This is a genomic window from Actinocrispum sp. NPDC049592 (assembly GCF_040675465.1).
Lineage (GTDB): Bacteria > Actinomycetota > Actinomycetes > Mycobacteriales > Pseudonocardiaceae > Kibdelosporangium.
The window spans coordinates 148,042-165,139 of the sequence record NZ_JBFAPA010000012.1; the positions used below are offsets into that span (position 1 = coordinate 148,042).

Here is a 17,098-nt window from a genome sequence, read left to right on the forward strand (position 1 = left end):
CGCGGCTGGACGCGGCAGGGGTGCGACCTCCCCACCAGTTCACAGGACTGGCGCCGTGCGCTGTGGTCATGGGTCGGCGTCCTGACCGCCCCGGTGGCGTCGAGGATGGCCTGAAGCTGCTCCCGGACACATCCAGGTGAACCCACCACGATGTCACCGTCGCGGCGCGGTCAGCGCGGCACAGCCCAGTCAGCGCAGCCAGCGCGGTCAGGGCAGCACGACGCGGTCGGCGCGGCGCAACCAGCGCAGCACGACGCGGTCAGCGCGGTCGGCGCAGCACAGCCCAGTCAGCGCAGCCACCGCGGTCAGCGCAGCACGACGCGGCCTGCGCGGTCGGCGCAGCACGGCCCGACGCAGCCGACACCGCCAGCGCGGTCGGCACCGCCAGCGCGGTCAGCGCGACGCAGCCAGCGCGGCACGGCGCAGTCGGTGCGGCACGGCCCGACGCAGTCGGCACCGGCAGCTCGGTCAGCGCGGCGCTGTGCGGGTAGGCGATCTCTTCCGGGTTCGGTAGCGGGATGCGGCGGTTGTGTGTCCGGCTGAGCGCCTTGAGGCGAGTTGAGCTGGCCAGCCGCTCGGCGTGCTCATCCGTGTCCGCTGCGGCGACCCCGGAGACGCAGACCATCGCGGACGGGCCACGGTAGGCGCGCAGAGCCGTGACGGCGTCGGCGGGTTGAGGTGGTGCGCGTAGGCGTAGGGCAGCACAAAGGATGGATGTGGCAAGTGGTGCGGCCCGGGTGGGACGCCGTGGCGGAAGTGGTGCGGCGCTGGGCAGAGCGACGTTGACGTAAAGCCGGGGCGCAGGTGGAGATCAGGGTGGGGGGATGGGCGAAGGCTGTGCGTACAGGGTGTCCTGCGCGCACAGCCTTCGCTCGGTTGTGTGGGTGTTAGGGGAGGTGGGACTCGATGGCTTCGATGATGCGGGGGCGGAGTTCGGCGGCGCGGATGACGGCGTCGACGGAGCCGACCTCGACGGCACGCTGGATGCTGTGCACGCGGTCGAACTCGGCGGCGACCTCACCCAGCTTCTCGGCGCGGACGGAGGCCCGGAGCTCGTCGAGCTCGGCGGTCAGCTTGGCCCGGTCGGTGCCGGAGGCGGCCGCGACGCGGGCCTCCAGCTCACGCACGCGGGGGTCGTTGGCCGTGCGGGCGTTGACGTCACCGGCGAACACGGCCGCGGCGGCGGGCGCGCCACCGAGCACGGAGGCGAACGAGCCCTCCAGCGCGAGCACGGTCATGTTCGGGTTCAGCGCCTTCGAGAACACCACGAACGCGCCACCGTGGTACCGCGAGATCACGCAGAACACGATGGGGCCCTTGAAGTTCACGATCGCGCGGCCGATCTCCGCGCCGTACTCCAGCTGCAGCTTGCGCATCGACTCCGGCGACCCGTCGAACCCGGACAGGTTGGCCAGCACCACCAGCGGCCGGTTGCCGCTGGCCGCGTTGATCGCCCGCGCGGCCTTCTTGGACGACCGCGGGAACAGCGTGCCGGCCGTGTAGGTGTCCGGGCCGTCGGTGGGCGGGAAGCCGCGGCGCGGCACCGACCGGGACTCGATCCCGAGCAGGCACACCGGGATGCCGCCGAGGTGCACGTCCTGCACCGCCGCGGTCTCCGCGTCCGCCATGCCCGCCCAGCGCTCCAGCACCGGATGGTCCTGATCGGACAGTGCCCGCATCACCGTGCGGATGTCGAACGGCTTCTTGCGGTCCGGGTTCGCGGTGGCCGAGAAGATCTCGCCGACCGTGGTGAAGTCGCTGCCCGCGACCACATGCGGGTAGTCCGACACATCGCGGTCGACCGGGTCGTTGGTCTTCGCCCGCCGCGGCGCGTCCTCGCCGGGAGCGACGTACGTGTGGTCGTAGTACGACATCAGCACGTCACGGGCGGCGGGCAGGTTCGGCGCCCAGTACTGCGCCTGGCCGTTCGGGCCCATCACCCGGTCGTAGCCGCCGATGCCGAAGTTGTCCTCGGCCGACACGCCACCGGAGAAGTCCAGCGCCTGCTTGCCGGTGAGCACCATCGCCGAGTCCGGTGTCATCACCAGGATGCCCCTGGTGTGCATGAGCATCGTCGCCTCGGCGTTCCAGTACGGCTGCGCGCCGACGTTGATGCCCGCGACCACGATGTTGATCTCGCCGCCGTCCTGGGTGAACTCGACGATCCGCTTGAGCGCCGCGGCCACCCAGTCCATGTTCTCCGTGCCCGACTCCATCGAGATCCGGGCGCCGGCGGACAGCGCGTACCACTCGACCGGAACCCGCATCCGCTCGGCGAGGTCGAGCGCGGCGATCACGCGGCGGCACTCCGGCTCGGACAACGCGCCGAGCGACTTCGTCGGATCACCGAGCAGCACGACCCGGGTGACGCCTTCGCGGTGCCGCCGGGTCTTCGTGGTGACCACACCGGCGACCATCGCGGCGGTGTTGCGGCCCTTCGGCCGGTCGACCGGTACCAACGCGTTGTTCTCGTCGAGGTCGTGCTCGACGAAGTCGCCGAGCAGACCGGTCAGCTCGTACGGGTAGACCGTGTTGCGGCTGCTCGCGCGCAGCACCTTCAGGCGGTAGTCGTCCAGCGGCTCAACCAGGTCCGACGGCGGTTCGCCGACGGTGAGCGCGGTGCCGCCGGTGGCGTCGAACGAGATCCGCACCGAGCTCTTGGTCAGCTCGCCGGTCGCCCGGTCCCGCTGCCGCGCGATGAACAGGATCTCCTCCAGCCCGGCACCCGCGGTCGTCGGCAGCACGCGCTTGACGATCATCTCCAGCTCGGCGCGGGTGATGTCGCTCGGCGGCCAGATGTAGACCACGATCCGGTTGGTGTTGAACCGTTTGTTCGACGGCCGCCGGGACTGCGCGCGGCGGATCGAGTCGAGACAGGTGGCGATGATGTCCTCGGCGGTCGGCAACGCGACCAGGCGGCCGTCGTGCTCACGCAGCTCGGTCAGGTCGCGGACCTGGGCCAGCGCGACGAGCCGGTCGTCCGACGGGTTCTCCCTCGCCACGCACTGGAAGAGGTAGACCTCCTCGTCCGACGAGGGCAGCCGGGTCAGGTCGAACTTGCTCAGCCGCTCCAGCTGCATCCGCTGCGCGATGTACGGGTGCAGGCCGCGAATCAGCCGCTCCTCGGTCATCCCCGTGGTCGACGGGCGGAACGTCACGTGGTGGTGCATGACCGCTCCGCCACGGCCCGCGATGGTGGTGGTGAGCCGTCGAACCTGTTGCGGCAGCGGGTGTTCGCTGACGATCTCCTGCAGCGCGGCGACCATCTCGTCCGAGTCGGCCGGCTGCTCGGGCCAGGCAAGGTAGATGTCCGCGTCGACCGTGTTCCCGCCGCCCGCCAGCTCGGCCAGCCCGCTCAAGGCGTTGCCCAGCTCGGCGAAGCCCACGGCGGCCGAGACCACCGCGGAACCGGCGCGCTCGGCGACCACGAACTTGCAGCCCGCGACCTCGTTGGTGCGCACGCTGGTCAGGCCCTTGTTGCCGTAGTAGCGCCGGGTCAGCACTTCCAGCATCACCGTGTTGTCGAGGTTGTCCCGAAGCAGGCGGTGGCTGAGCAGCCGCACCAAGGGCTCGGTGCTGCGCACCATCTCGGCGATCCGCTCGGCGCGGTCCGGCGACTGCGGGAACGCGTCGAGGTGCCGCAAGTGCTTGCGGACATTGGCGTACACACGGGCCCGGTTGCGGCGCAGCAGCGGCTGGCCGAGCCAGGCGAACACCACGCCACGGGCGAGGTCGGAGACCACCGGGAAGCGGATCTGGGTCGCCTCCACCAGCCGCTCGATGGCCAGACCGGTCGGCTCACGGAGCGTCTCGTCCGGCGGCGGCTCCTGCAGCCAGGCCCGCAGCAACGTCGTGATCACGGCGGCGTCGGCGGACGCACGCTGCTGGGCGAGGAAGATCCGGAACACCGCCGCCTCGAGCTCGGGCGTGCGGTCCAGCTCGGTGACGCCGTAGTTGCGCAGCGCCTTGGCGAGCTTGTCCTGGAACGACTCCGGCAGGCCCGCCCGCTCGACATCCAGACTCTGCAGGTAGTTGTGGAAGTACTCGCGGGCGCTGTGCACCTGGGTGTCGCCGCCCGACTCCTCACCCGCCGGACGGTTACGGCTCAGCTCGGCGAGGTCGGCGAACACGCCGATCAGGTCGAGCTCCTCGGCCAGCGGCCGCTGCCCGTCCGCGATCAGCTCCCGGCGCGCGGCGAGGTAGTCGTCGAGCACGCGGCGCTCGTCGAGCGGGTCCGCGTCGTAGCCCAGCAGCAGACCCCGCAACGCTTCCTGGCCACGAGCGGCGCGCTGCTTCAGCGGAACGGCGCCGTTCTCCGGCAGGTCCAGTTCGACGGACTCCTCGACGCCGGTGTCCTCGTCGTCGGCGTCGCCGAGCGGCTCCAGCCGCAGCAACGGGGCGCCGGTGCCGACCTGGCTGCCGACCGACACGACGCATTCCTTCAGCCGTGCCTTGAACGGCGACCGCAGCACGGTCTCCATCTTCATGCTCTCCAGCACCAGCACCGGCGCGCCCGCCTCGACCTCGGCGCCGACCTGGACGGGAGTGGCGACCACCAGCGCGGGCGCGGGCGAACGGACGACGCCGCCCTCGTCCCGGCTGACCCGGTGCGTCACGCCGTCCACCTCGACCAGGTGAACCGGCCCGTGGGTGGCGGTGAGCAGGCGGTAGTGCGAGCCGTTGACGGTGATCCGCCCGGTGTCCTTGTCGAACCGCTCCAGCTCGACATCGGCGGTGCGCACCTCGTCGCCCGCCTCGATGCTCACCCGGTACAGGTGCGCACCGACGCGCGCCACCCGCACGCGGTAGCCCGCGCCGCGCAGCTTGAGGTCCAGCGGACGGCCGCTCTCGTGCTGCACCTGCGGGCGCCCGCCGAACGCGGTCGACAGCAGCCGCTGCCGCTCGACCCGCTCCTCGTCCTCGTACGCCTCGATCGCGGCGGCCGCCAGCGCGACGGCGGAGTGCCGGTGCGAGACGAGCCTGCCCTCGGCGCGGACGCGGTCGATCCAGCCGGTGTCCGCGCTGGCGTCGATCACCTCGGGCTGGTCCAGCAGGTCCAGCACGAAGCTCTTGTTGGTGGCGCCGCCCTCGATGATCACCGTGGTCTCGGTCATCGCTCGGCGCAGCCGGCCCAGTGCCTCGTCGCGGTCGCGGCCGTAGGCGATGATCTTGGCGATCATCGAGTCGAAGTCGGCCGGGATGGTGTCGCCCTCGCTGACCCCGGTGTCCACCCGGATGCCCGGCCCGGCGGGCAGGTCCAGCCGCGCGATCCGACCCGGCGAGGGCGCGAAGTCACGGTCCGGGTCCTCGGCGTTGAGCCGGGCCTCGATGGCGTGCCCGCGCTCGGCGGGCGGCTCACCGGTCAGCCTGCCGCCGGACGCGACGTGCAGCTGGGCCTTGACCAGGTCGAACCCGGTGGTCGACTCGGTGATCGGGTGCTCGACCTGCAGGCGGGTGTTCACCTCGAGGAACGCGAACAGCTTGTCGCCCGGGTGGTAGAGGAACTCGACGGTGGCCGCGCCGCGGTAGCCGACCCGGACCGCCAGCCGCTCCGCCGACCCCTTGAGGTCGGCCGTCTGCTCCGGGCTGAGCACCGGCGAGGCCGACTCCTCGATCACCTTCTGGTTGCGCCGCTGCACCGAGCAGTCGCGCACGCCCAGCGCCCACGCGGTCTCGCCGTCGGCGATCACCTGGACCTCGACGTGCCGCGCGCCGGTGACCAGGCGCTCCAGGAACACGATGCCGCTGCCGAACGCCCGCGCGGCCTCCTGGCTGGTGCGCTCGTAGGCGTCGACCAGCTCGTCCTCGTTCGTGATCACCCGGATGCCCCGGCCACCGCCACCCGCGGTCGCCTTGAGCATCAACGGGTAGCCGACCTCGGCCGCGGACTGCTTGGCCGCCTCGAGCGTCTCCACCGCGCCACGGCTCCACGGCGCGACCGGGACACCGACCTCCTCGGCGATCAGCTTGGCGCCGATCTTGTCGCCGAGCTGACGCATCGCGTCCGCGCTCGGCCCGACGAACGTGACCCCGATCCGCTCGCACAGCTCGGCGAACGCGGGGTCCTCCGCGACGAAGCCCCAGCCGACCCACGCGGCGTCGGCCTTGGTCTCGACCAGCGCGCGCTCCAGCACCTTCAGGTCCAGGTACGGCCGGTTGGCCGCCGGACCCAGGTCATAGGTGATGTCGGCCTCGCGCACGAACGTGGCCGTGCGGTCGACATCGGTGTGCAGAGCAACGGTCTCGATCCGTGTCCCGTTCTCCGCGGCAAGATCCCGGACGGCGTGGATGAGCCGCATGGCGGCCTCACCACGGTTCACAATGGCGACACGACTGAACACTCGACCGAACCCTCCTGTTGGCTGTGCGCGGATGCGTGTGGCGCCCGACGCGCCAGCACAGCCTTACCAGTAATCGATCGTAGGAGAATGCTCGAAAGCGAGCATGGTTCGGTCCTCAAGTTGTGGACAACCGCCAAGTGCCGATGGCGCCACCGCCTCACCGCGGCGGCGGTGAACTCGGCAAACACCGGTCTCGCGCGCGAGCCCGGCAGACCCCCGTAATGCCACGGTCCGGGGTGTGCGACTCGTCTCTCCGCGCGGTTACCCGTCAGTCACAAGCTCCGGCGGCCCGACGTGTGAAGGGTGTGAAGATTCGCGCGCCGCCGCGTCCAACCGTTGCCGCCGACCACCCCTCGGCGAATGCCTGTTCCGCTGCCCTGGAGGGCGTGTCCGGCGCGCGGGTGGCGCGGATAGTTGATCTCATGACGGGCGTGGACGACGTGGCGGTGCTGATCGTCGGCGGCGGGCCGGTGGGGCTCACGGCCCGGGCGTTGCTGGCGCGGTGGGGTGTGCGGACGCTGGTCGTGGAGCGGTACCGGGAGCTGTCGCCGTTCCCGCGGTCGCGCCTGGTCAACGTGCGCACGATGGAGATCTTCCGGCAGCTGGGGCTCGACACGGATATCGCAAGACTTGCGTTCGCTCCGGAGTACGGCCGGATCCGCTTCCGCGACACCATGACCAGCCCGGACTTCGCCAGCGCGGGCATGGTGGGCGTCAACGCGCCGATCCCGCAGAGCCCGGTCATGGGTGTCGTCACGTCGCAGGACCGGCTCGAACCGACGCTGTTGAGCGCGGCGGACGGGCCGGTGCGGTTCGGTGCCGAGCTGATCGACCTCGTCGAAGTCGAAGAGGACGAAAGCGTCGTCGCCACCCTCCTCGAAGACGGCGAAGAGATCCGCGTCCATGCCACGTACGTCCTGGCCGCGGACGGCGCGAACTCCACTGTCCGCCAGAAACTGGGGATCGGCACCGAAGGCCCTGGAGTCATCGGACACGCCACGACGGTGGTGTTCGACGCCGACATCAGCTCCGACCCCGCGGGCGTATATGTCACCGCGAACGGCACGTTCGCACCGATCTACCCCGAGGGCGGCTGGGCCTGGATCGTTCCCACCGCCGAGGACGCCGACTGGCCCGCACGGCTCCGCGATGTCCTCGGCATGAACGTGCGGGTGGATCGGGTCCAGCACTGGGCGGTGAACGCGTTCATCGCCGAAACCCTCCGCCACGGCCGGATCCTGCTCGCCGGCGATGCCGCCCACGCGATCCCGCCCGCGGGTGGGCTGGGCATGAACGTCGGGATCGGCGACGTGCACAACCTGTGCTGGAAGCTGGCGGGCGTGCTGCGCGGCTGGGCCGGGCCGGGCCTGCTGGACAGCTACGAGACCGAACGTCACCCCGTCGCCCACCGCATGCTGCGCCAGGCAGTGGCCAACTCCAAGCTCATGAACGAGGCCCAGGTCCTGCGCCGTCAGCAGCTCGAGACGGGCGACACAGCGCATGTCGAACTGCCGTGGTCCGAGGAGTACTTCGCCCAATTGGGTCTGGTTCTGGGCGTGGCCTACCCGCCGGGCACCACCGAGACCAGCACGGACTACGTCCCGACCGCCGAGCCCGGTCACCGAATGCCACACTTTTGGTTGAAAGATGGGCGGTCCACCCTCGACGCCCTCGGCGAATGGTTCACCCTGCTCACCCCGGACCGGGCCCGCTGGGCGCACTACGACACGCCGTGGCCGTTGCGCATCGAGACCGTCCCGTCCGACCATCCGACCCTTCTGGTCCGGCCGGACGGGCACATCAGCATGCGGTGGGGTTCTTGACCGAACCCGAACATTGCCCGAACGCGGCGCCAACGCGCGACCGCCACGGTGGCCCGCATGAGACTTTCCACCCGGTTAGCGTTGTCCTCGGTCGGCCTGAGTCTCGCCCTCGTGGCCGGACTCGCCGGAGCCGGCACCGCAGTGGCCGCCAAGCCGCCGAACATCGTGTTCGTCCTGACCGACGACCTGTCCTGGAACCTCGTGCAGTACCTGCCGCAGGTGCAGAAGCTGCAGGCCGAGGGGATGACCTTCAACGACTACGTGGTCACCGACTCGCTGTGCTGCCCGTCCCGCTCGTCCATCTTCACCGGCCGGTTCCCGCACGACACCGGCGTGTTCACCAACGGCGGTGACGACGGCGGGTTCGGCTACTTCCACGGCCACGGCGAGGAGTCGGCGACGTTCGCGACCGCCTTGCAGGCCAAGGGATACCGGACCGCGATGATGGGCAAGTACCTCAACGGCTACCAGCCGGCCGACCATCAGGGCGGTCCGCAGCCGTACGTCCCGCCGGGCTGGTCGGAGTGGGACGTGGCAGGCAACGGCTATCCCGAGTTCGGTTACAACCTCAACGAGAACCACAAGATCGTGCCCTATGGCGACGCGCCTGAGGACTACCTCACCGACGTGATCGCCCGCAAAGGCGCGGACTTCATCACCAGGTCGGCGCAGGCCAACACTCCGTTCCTGCTGGAGCTGGCCACGTTCGCGCCGCACGCGCCGTACACGCCCGCGCCCCGGGACGCCGACGCCTTCCCCGGTCTGACCGCACCTCGCGGCCCGGCGTTCGACACCTTGCCAGCCAACGCGCCGCCCTGGTTGGTCAGCCGCACTCCGTTGACAGCAACCGAGAAGCAGAACATCGACACCGCGTTCCGCAAGCGCGCCCAGGCCGTTCAAGCGGTCGACGATCTCATCGCGACCGTCCGCTCGGCGGTGGCCAAGGCGGGCGTGGCCGGTGACACCTACATCGTGTTCAGCTCCGACAACGGCTACCACATGGGCCAATACCGGTTGAACCCCGGCAAGATGACCGCGTTCGACACCGACATCCGGGTCCCGCTTATCGTCAGCGGACCTGGGGTGGCGGCCAAGTCGACCAGCGACGCCGCGGTCGCCAACATCGACCTGGCGCCGACGTTCCAGCACCTCGGCGACGCGCCGATATCCGACACTGTGGACGGTCACAGCCTGGTTCCGTTGCTGCACGGCGGGTCCGGCTGGCGGACCGCGAACCTGGTCGAGCACCACGGCCCGGACACCCAGGCCGACGACCCGGACCTGCCCGCCCCCAACAGCGGCAACCCGCCCAGCTACGAGGCCATGCGCACGAACACGTTCACCTACGTCGAATACGTGGACGGATCGCGCGAGTACTACGACCTCGTCCGCGATCCGCACGAGCTGAACAACATCGCCGGCACGCTCGGCCCGGACCGGCTCAGCCAGCTGCACACGGGTCTGAGCAAGTTGATCAACTGCCACAGCGGGCCGGCCTGCTGGGCGGCGGGCCATTTCTGATCGGAACCCGGCCGGCGCCCGATCATTTTCGGTCAGGTTCTTGACCTCCCGCTCAACGGTGCCCGACCCTCGCTAGCGAGAGCGCTCTCACCATCATTGCCAATCCGCACCCCTGCACGGAATGAGGACGATGATGAGGCTCCGCAAGACAATGGCGCTGCTCGCCGGCGCCGCCGCCGTGCTCGCCGCGGCGACACCGCCTGCCGTGGCTCGCGACTACTCCCCCGGCCTGGTCGACGCGATGGTCCACGACCTGGGCTTGACCGCCCAGCAGGCGCGCACCCTGATCGGACAGGAAGCCACTGCCGCACGCGTCGCCCCGACGGCCGAACAGGCGGCCGGGGCGGCGTTCGGCGGCAACTGGTTCGACCGGACCCGCGGCCGCCTGGTGGTCGGCCTGACCGACCAGTCCAAGGCGGCCGCGGTCCAGGCGACCGGCGCGGACACGGTCCCGGTCGCGCTGTCCGCCGCCCAGCTGGACTCGGTGAAAGCCAAGATAGACAAGCAAAAGGCGCCCGCGGCGGTGCACAGCTGGTACGCCGACCCGCGGACCGGCAGCGTCGTGGTCACCGTCGACAGCCGTTCGTCCGATGTGGACACGTTCATCGCGCAAGCCAGGGCCGCTGGGCCGGTGACAGTCCAGACCACCACCGCACCGAGGCCGCAGACGTTCGCGGCCGGGACGGTCGGCGGCGATCCCTACTACATCAACGGAAACGTCCGCTGCTCCATCGGTTTCTCGGTCGTCGGCGGGTTCGTCAGCGCCGGCCACTGCGGTGGTGTGGGCAGCAACGTCGTCGGCTGGGACGGCTCGCAGATGGGCACGTTCGCCGGTTCGTCCTTCCCCGGCAACGACTACTCCTACATCCGGACCGGCTGGGGCTGGTGGAACGTCGGCGTCGTGCTGGGCTGGGGCCAGGTGCCCGACCAGCTCGTGCGCGGCTCGTGGGAGGCGCCGGTGGGCAGCTCGGTCTGCCGGTCCGGCTCGACCACCCACTGGCACTGCGGCCAGATCCAGGCGAAGAACGAGACCGTGAACTACCAGCAAGGGGCGTTCTACGGGGCCACGAAGACCAGCGTGTGCGCCGAACCCGGCGACTCCGGTGGCTCGTTCATCACCGGTGACCAGGCCCAGGGCGTCACCTCGGGCGGCTGGGGCAACTGCTCCTCCGGCGGCCAGACCTGGTTCCAGCCGGTCAACGAGATCCTCTCCACCTATGGCCTGACTCTGTCCACGTTGTAACCAGGACAGGGGTGCGCGGTGACCGAGGGCCGGGGCCTCGATCACCGCGCAGGCAAAGGGACTACTGGGCCGCCTTGCCGACGAACTCGGTGGTGTAGGTCCTCGTCAGGTCGATGGAGTCCTTCTTGGGCTTCACACTCGGCGAGAACTGGGCCAGCACCTCGAGGACGTTCTTGGCGCCCTCGGCCTTCATCTTGCCGTCCCGGTTGAACATGCCCTTGGTGTCGTTGATGCTCTTCTCGTACAGGGCCGGGTTGCCGCCCGCGAAGTCCGGCGGCATCTTCGCGGCGATCTCGGCGGCGGTGTGCGAGTTGATGAAGCCGAGGGTCTTCACCAGTGCGTTCGCCAGTTTCTGGACCGTCTCCTTGTTCTTCTCCACGAACGCGCAGTCCATGTAGAGCGAGCTCGCCGGGTAGAGGCCGCCGAGGGCCGCCTTGGTGCCGTCCTCGGTTCGCATGTCCAGCATGACCTTCGCCTTGCCGGAGTCCACCAGCTGGGCGATGGTCGGATCGGTCGTCATACCCGCGTCGATGCCGCCGTTGTCGATGGCCGCGATGAACGTCTGGCCCGCGCCCGCCTTCACGCCGGTGTACTCGCTGGTGGCCACGCCGCTCTTCGTCGCGAGGTACTGGGTCAGGAAGTCGGTCGAGGAACCCGGGCTGGTGAAGCCGAGCTTCTTGCCCTTGAAGTCCGCCGCGCTCTTGATCGTCGAAGCCTGTTTGGTGGCAACGACTTCCGCCTCGCCGGGGACATCGGCCATCTGCACCACGCTGGTGATGCACTTTCCCTTGGCCTGCAGGTCGATCGTGTGGTCGTAGAAGCCGACCACGCCGTGCACGTCGCCGGAGATCAGGGAGTTCTCCGCCGTGGCGCCCGCCGGTTCGGTCAGGATCTGGACGTTGAGGCCCTGCTCCTTGAAGTAGCCCAGCTGGTCGGTCAGCTTGGCGGGCAGGTAGATGACCTTCTCCACGCCGCCGACCATGATCTTCACGTCGGTCACGCCACCGCTCGACGCCGGGGCGCCAGTCCCGCCACCAGCCGACGAACGGCAGCCCGTCACACCCAGGGCCACCGCGGCCGCCAGGACGATGATCGCTCGTGTCTGTGTCCTCATGTGCACAACTCCTGGTGTCAGATCTGGACTTCGGCGCTCGCTGCCGGCGGCCGCCACTTGAGCAGGCGGTTCTCCGCCAACGTGAGCAGCCATTCGGCGAGCAGGGCGATCACCGTGATCACGATCATCCCCGCGTAGATGCCCGCCGCGTCGAACGTGCCCTGCGAACGGTTGATCAACAGGCCCAGGCCGCGGTCGGCGCCGGTGAACTCACCGACCACCGCACCGATCAGGGCGAACCCGAACGCCGAGTGCAGCGAGGCGAGGATCCACGAGGTCGCGCTCGGCACGACGATCGAGGTCAGCACCTGCAACCGGCCCGCGCCCAGGATCCGGGCGTTGTTGATCAGGTTGCGGTCAACCTCGCGGGCACCCTGGAAGGCGTTGAAGAACACCGCGAAGAACACCAGCACGAACGCGGTGGCGACCTTGGACGACATGCCCAGCCCGAACCAGATCACGAACAGCGAGGCCAGCACGATGCGCGGCACCGCGTTGGCCGCCTTGATGAACGGCGCGCAGATGTCGGCCAGCAACCGGCTGCGTCCCAGCAGGATCCCGAGCACGACGCCGGCCAAGGCGCCGAGCAGGAACCCGAGCACGGCCTCCTGCAGGGTCACCACGATCTGGTCCCAGATGGTGCCCTGGCTCGTGCCGACCGAGAACCACTCGACCAGCCGGTTCCACACCGCGCTGGGCTTGGAGTAGAAGAACGGGTCGATGAGGTAGGTCGCCGTCAGCTCCCAGCTGACCAGCCAGGCCACGATCAGCGCGACCCGGATCGCCCACACCGCCCAGCGGCGCCGCCGCCACGCCTGCCGCGCGGTGCGGCCGACCGGCTCCTCGGCGTCCTTTGTGGACGTTATCGCCGTCTGTTCCACGACCTCATGCGACATGGCGCACCTGGCTCTCCCTTGCCTTCTCGACCTCTTCGCGCAGCGACTCCCAGATCTCCCGGTAGATGTCCAGGAACTGACGGGTCAGGCGCACTTCCTCGACCTGGCGCGGCCGTTCCAGCGGCACGTCGAACGACGCCTTGACCGTGGCCGGGCTGCTGGTCATCACCACCACCCGGTCGGCCAGCGCCACCGACTCCTCCAGGTCGTGCGTGACGAACACGACCGCGGCACCAGTGCCGGACCACAGCCGCAGCAACTCGTCCTGCATCAACGCGCGGGTCTGCACGTCCAGGGCGCTGAAAGGCTCGTCCATCAACAGGATCGACGGCTCGTTCACCAGAGTCTGTGCCAGGGCAACGCGTTTGCGCATACCGCCGGACAGCTGGTGCGGGTAGTAGTTCTCGAACCCGCCGAGACCCACCCGGCGGACCCAGTCCCGGGCCTTCTCACGCGCGGCCGACTTGGCCACGCCGCGGTAGCGCGGCCCGGCGGCGACGTTGTCCAGCACCGACCGCCACGGCAGCACGGCGTCGTTCTGGAACATGTAACCGATTCCGTCCGGGATGCCCCGGACATCCTTGCCGTCCACCAGGACCCGGCCCGCGGACGCCGGCTCCAGGCCGGACACCAGCGACAGCATGGTCGACTTGCCGCACCCGGTCGGGCCGACCACCGCGACGAACTCCCCCCGCCGCAGGCTGAGGGTGAGATCACGGACGGCGGTGTGCGTCCCGCCCGACCCGGTCGGGAAGCGCTTGGTCGCCTCCCGCAGCTCGATCAGGGGAGTTTCCTGTGCCATCGGCCAACTCCATTGTTGTGTAAGGTTGCGGACACGGGTACTTGGCCGAGAACCGTATGTGCGGCCGGTCACTTCCCAATGCTTTGCCGCGTTGTTCGCGCAACGAATGTTTTCCTCGTTTTGCGCGTTTTGCTCATCTTGGGTTCGGCCGGGCAAGGCCGTACCGTCTTGGCCATGGCGCGGGCAAGGATGCCGTTCTTACGCCAGGTGCTGGTCCTGCAGATCGGCCTGCTGGCGCTGGTGTTGTGCGTGGGCACGGTGCTGGCGGTCTGGCTGGAGAGCAGCCAGCTGAGCAGCCAGTACGAGCAGCGGGCGCTGGGCATGGCCCGGGTGGTCGCCTCCGATGTGGACCTGGGCGACGCGGTGGCCGCCGACCGGCAGCCGCTGGTGCAGGACAAGGCCGAACGGGCGCGGCTGGCGACCGGAGCGCTGTTCGTCGTGGTCACCGACGAGAAGGGGATCCGGCTCGCGCACCCCAACCCGGACCAGATCGGCCAGCTGGTGAGCACCGACCCGACTGCGGCGCTGGCCGGGCAGGAGGTCACCAACATCGAGCGCGGCACGCTCGGACTGTCCGCCCGCGGCAAGGTCCCGCTGCGCGACCACACCGGCAAGATCGTCGGCGAGGTCAGCCTGGGCATCGACGCGGCCGAGATCGACGCGGCGCAGAGCAAGCAGTTGTGGCTGGGCATCGGGTTCAGCGGGGTCGCGCTGCTGCTCGGCGTCGGCGGCGCGTTGCTGCTGATCCGGCTGCTCAAGCGCCGGACCCTCGGCTTGGAACCCCATGAGCTGGCCGAACTCATGCAGGAGCACCAGGCCGTGCTGCACGGGATCGGCGAAGGCGTGCTCGCCCTCGACACCGAGGGCCGCGTCTCGGTGTGCAACTCCGAGGCCCGCCGCCTGCTGGATCTCGACGCCGCGGCCGGCACTCCCCTGGCGGAGCTGCAGCTGCCGCCGAGGCTGCGCGCGGCCCTGGAATCCGGTGAGCGCGTGGACAATCTCGTCACGGTCGCCGGGGATCGGGTGCTGGTGGCCAACTACCGCGAGGTCCGCAAGGACGGCATCGACCTGGGTGGCGTGCTGACCCTGCGAGACCGCACCGACCTGGAAACCCTGACCCGCGAACTGGACTCCACCCGTGAGCTCACCGATGCCCTGAGGGCGCAACGACATGAGTTCGCCAACCGCATGCACACGTTGTCCGGCCTGATCCAGACCAGGCACTACACCGAGGCCGACGACTACCTCAAGGCGATGTCCGCGGGCACGATCACCATGCTCGGCCCGGCCGGTGACCTGATCAACGATCCGTACCTGCAGGCGTTCCTGTGTGCGAAGACGACCACCGCCGCCGGGCTGGGCGTGCGGCTCAAGGTCGGCGGCGGCAGCTGGGTACCGTCCAAAGTGGTCGCTCCGGTCGAAGTGACCACAGTGGTCGGTAACCTCGTCGACAACGCCCTCGAAGCCGCCCGGCGCGGCGAACGGCGTCCAGCCGAAGTGGAGGTCGACCTGCTCGCCGACGACACCACCCTGCACGTCGCCGTGACCGATACCGGCGATGGCGTACCGGAGGGCCTGCAGGACACCGTGTTCACCGAGGGTGTGTCCACAAAGGATGACGGTGGGCTGGGTCTGGCGTTGACCCTGCAGGCCGCCCGCAGCCTCGGCGGGGACGTCCGGCTCGCCGACCCGGGCGGGAACGGCCGGGGCGCGTTGTTCCTGGCCCAGCTGCCACACGTGCTCGAACCGGCGATGGCCGTCAAGGAGGGGCTGTGACGATCCGGGTGCTGATCGTCGAGGACGACATCCGCGTGGCCAACCTGCACGCCGAGTTCGTCCGCCGGGTGCCGGGGTTCCGGGTGGTCGGCATGGCCCACACCGCCGCCAAGGCCAGGACGCTGCTCGACGAGGTCCGGCCCGATCTGGTGCTGCTGGACAACTATCTGCCCGGCGAGTCCGGCCTGCTGTTCCTCCGGGACACCACTGTGGACGTGATCATGCTGACGGCGGTCTCGGACGTGCCGACCGTCCGCGCCGCCTTCGCCGCGGGCGCGCTGAACTACCTGGTCAAACCGTTCGACGCGGAGGATCTGGCAGAACGGCTGCACGCCTACGCCCGCTACCACGCTCAACTGTCCTCAAGCGACCGAACGGCCACCCAGGCCGACATCGACCGCGCCGTTCGCCTGCTGCATGAGCGTGACCGCAAGGAAACCCCGAAAGGCAGGTCGTCCGCAACAGCCAGGCTGGTCGCCGAGGAACTCCGCGAGCACCGAAACCCGGCCTCAGCAGCGGAGATCGCGGCCAAGCTGGGCATCGCCCGCGCCACCGCCCAGCGCTACCTCACCGGGCTCGCCCAGGACGGCCGCGCCACGATGACCCTGCGCTACGGCACCACCGGGCGGCCCGAGCACGAGTATCAGTGGATCGACTGAACCAGTTCGCGCAGCCAGGTGTTCGCGGGGTCGTGCGAGGCGCTGGCGTGCCAGATCGTTGAGACCGTGTATTCCGGCATCGGGATCGGCGGGTCGGCGACGGTCAGGTTCATGGCCTCGGCGAAGACCTCGGCCGCGTGGGTCGGCAGCGTCGCCAGCGCGGGCAGGCACGACAGGTGGATCGCGGCGCCGGCGAAATGCGTGGTCGAGCCGATGATCCGCCTGGTCAGGCCGCGTGGGTCGAGCACGTCGTCGACGATGCCGCGACGGCCGTCGAACGAGATCAGCAGATGCGGGTGGGCCAGGTAGTCGTCCAGGCTGAGCGGCACTGGCAACGGCAGCAGGCGCGGGTTGAACAGGCAGCTGTAACCGGAGGTGAACAGGGTCCGCGTGCGGTGGTCCGGGCCGTGCGCGGGCGCGGCGGCGATGCCGAGGTCGATCTCGCCCTGGTCGAGCATGTCGGCGACCGTGTTGCGGTTGGCCTGCCGGACCGCGAGGCGGATCCCCGGCAGTTCCGCGGTCGCGGCGAGCAGCCGTGGCAGGAGCGCGGCCTCCAGGTCGTCGGACATGCCGAGGGTGAACAACCGGCCGTTCTCCGGGGTGAAACCCTCCTGGGCGGTCACCGCGCCGTGGATCATCCCGAGTGCCGGTTCGATGCGTCTGGCCAGGTCGATGGCGCGGCGGGTGGGTTCGATGCCGGTCCTCGTGCGGGTGAACAGCTCGTCGTCGAACAGCTTTCGCAGCCGGCCGAGCGCCGCGCTGGTCGCGCCCTGGCTCAGGTGCAGCGCCGCGGCCGCCCTGGTCACGCTGCGCTCGCGGAACAGCGCCGCGAAGACGACCAGCAGGTTCAGGTCGGCCTTCCGGAATTCGGTCTCATAGATGTCGATCATCGCGAAGTTCAGTTTGCTGGATGATGGCCGGGA

At 69.7% G+C, this 17,098-nt stretch carries 11 protein-coding genes; 5 read left to right on the top strand and 6 right to left on the bottom strand.

Features of this window, described 5'->3' with window-relative positions:
* Positions 1–259 precede the first annotated feature (259 nt).
* Both AB0J95_RS28400 and AB0J95_RS28405 read right to left on the bottom strand, forming a co-directional pair.
* Complete coding sequence (locus AB0J95_RS28400) at positions 260–625, bottom strand: hypothetical protein (protein ID WP_364764145.1); 366 nt, start codon at positions 623–625, stop codon at positions 260–262.
* A 262-nt stretch (positions 626–887) separates the two neighbouring features.
* Complete coding sequence (locus tag AB0J95_RS28405) at positions 888–6,341, bottom strand: carboxyl transferase domain-containing protein (RefSeq protein ID WP_364764148.1); 5,454 nt, start codon at positions 6,339–6,341, stop codon at positions 888–890.
* Positions 6,342–6,763: 422 nt separating this feature from the next.
* Here AB0J95_RS28405 and AB0J95_RS28410 point away from each other — a divergent pair, with 422 nt between their 5' ends.
* The 3 genes from AB0J95_RS28410 (at position 6,764) to AB0J95_RS28420 (ending at position 10,928) form a co-directional block, all read left to right on the top strand.
* Positions 6,764–8,164 (top strand): FAD-dependent monooxygenase, encoded by a 1,401-nt coding sequence (locus tag AB0J95_RS28410; protein ID WP_364764151.1) that lies wholly within the window; start codon positions 6,764–6,766, stop codon positions 8,162–8,164.
* 57 nt (positions 8,165–8,221) lie between these two features.
* Positions 8,222–9,685, top strand: coding sequence for a sulfatase (locus AB0J95_RS28415; RefSeq protein WP_364764154.1), 1,464 nt, complete (start codon positions 8,222–8,224; stop codon positions 9,683–9,685).
* A gap of 133 nt (positions 9,686–9,818) precedes the next feature.
* Positions 9,819–10,928, top strand: a complete 1,110-nt coding sequence (locus tag AB0J95_RS28420) for a S1 family peptidase (RefSeq protein ID WP_364764156.1) — start codon at positions 9,819–9,821, stop codon at positions 10,926–10,928.
* Positions 10,929–10,989: 61 nt separating this feature from the next.
* Here AB0J95_RS28420 and AB0J95_RS28425 read toward each other — a convergent pair whose 3' ends face one another.
* From AB0J95_RS28425 to AB0J95_RS28435, 3 genes are read right to left on the bottom strand one after another with little or no spacing between them, the layout of a single operon-like run.
* Positions 10,990–12,042: an ABC transporter substrate-binding protein gene (locus AB0J95_RS28425; RefSeq protein ID WP_364764159.1), complete on the bottom strand. Its 1,053-nt coding sequence runs from the start codon at positions 12,040–12,042 to the stop codon at positions 10,990–10,992.
* A gap of 17 nt (positions 12,043–12,059) precedes the next feature.
* The gene (locus AB0J95_RS28430; RefSeq protein ID WP_364764162.1) at positions 12,060–12,938 is read right to left on the bottom strand and encodes an ABC transporter permease; all 879 of its coding nucleotides are present in this window, start codon (positions 12,936–12,938) and stop codon (positions 12,060–12,062) included.
* Entirely contained in the window at positions 12,928–13,740 is an 813-nt protein-coding gene (locus AB0J95_RS28435; protein ID WP_364764164.1) for an ABC transporter ATP-binding protein, read from the bottom strand. The genes AB0J95_RS28430 and AB0J95_RS28435 overlap by 11 nt, the downstream gene beginning before the upstream one ends.
* 174 nt (positions 13,741–13,914) lie before the next feature.
* Between AB0J95_RS28435 and AB0J95_RS28440 the strand changes: the two genes are divergently transcribed.
* Both AB0J95_RS28440 and AB0J95_RS28445 read left to right on the top strand, forming a co-directional pair.
* Entirely contained in the window at positions 13,915–15,516 is a 1,602-nt protein-coding gene (locus AB0J95_RS28440) for a sensor histidine kinase (RefSeq protein ID WP_364764167.1), read from the top strand.
* Positions 15,513–16,175 carry a response regulator gene (locus AB0J95_RS28445; protein WP_364764170.1) on the top strand — a complete coding sequence of 221 codons (663 nt, stop codon included), beginning with the start codon at positions 15,513–15,515 and terminating at the stop codon, positions 16,173–16,175. The genes AB0J95_RS28440 and AB0J95_RS28445 overlap by 4 nt, the downstream gene beginning before the upstream one ends.
* On the opposite strand, the gene AB0J95_RS28450 is transcribed toward AB0J95_RS28445, so the two are convergent.
* Positions 16,160–17,065 carry a LysR family transcriptional regulator gene (locus AB0J95_RS28450; RefSeq protein WP_364764173.1) on the bottom strand — a complete coding sequence of 302 codons (906 nt, stop codon included), beginning with the start codon at positions 17,063–17,065 and terminating at the stop codon, positions 16,160–16,162. The genes AB0J95_RS28445 and AB0J95_RS28450 overlap by 16 nt on opposite strands.
* Positions 17,066–17,098: the final 33 nt, after the last annotated feature.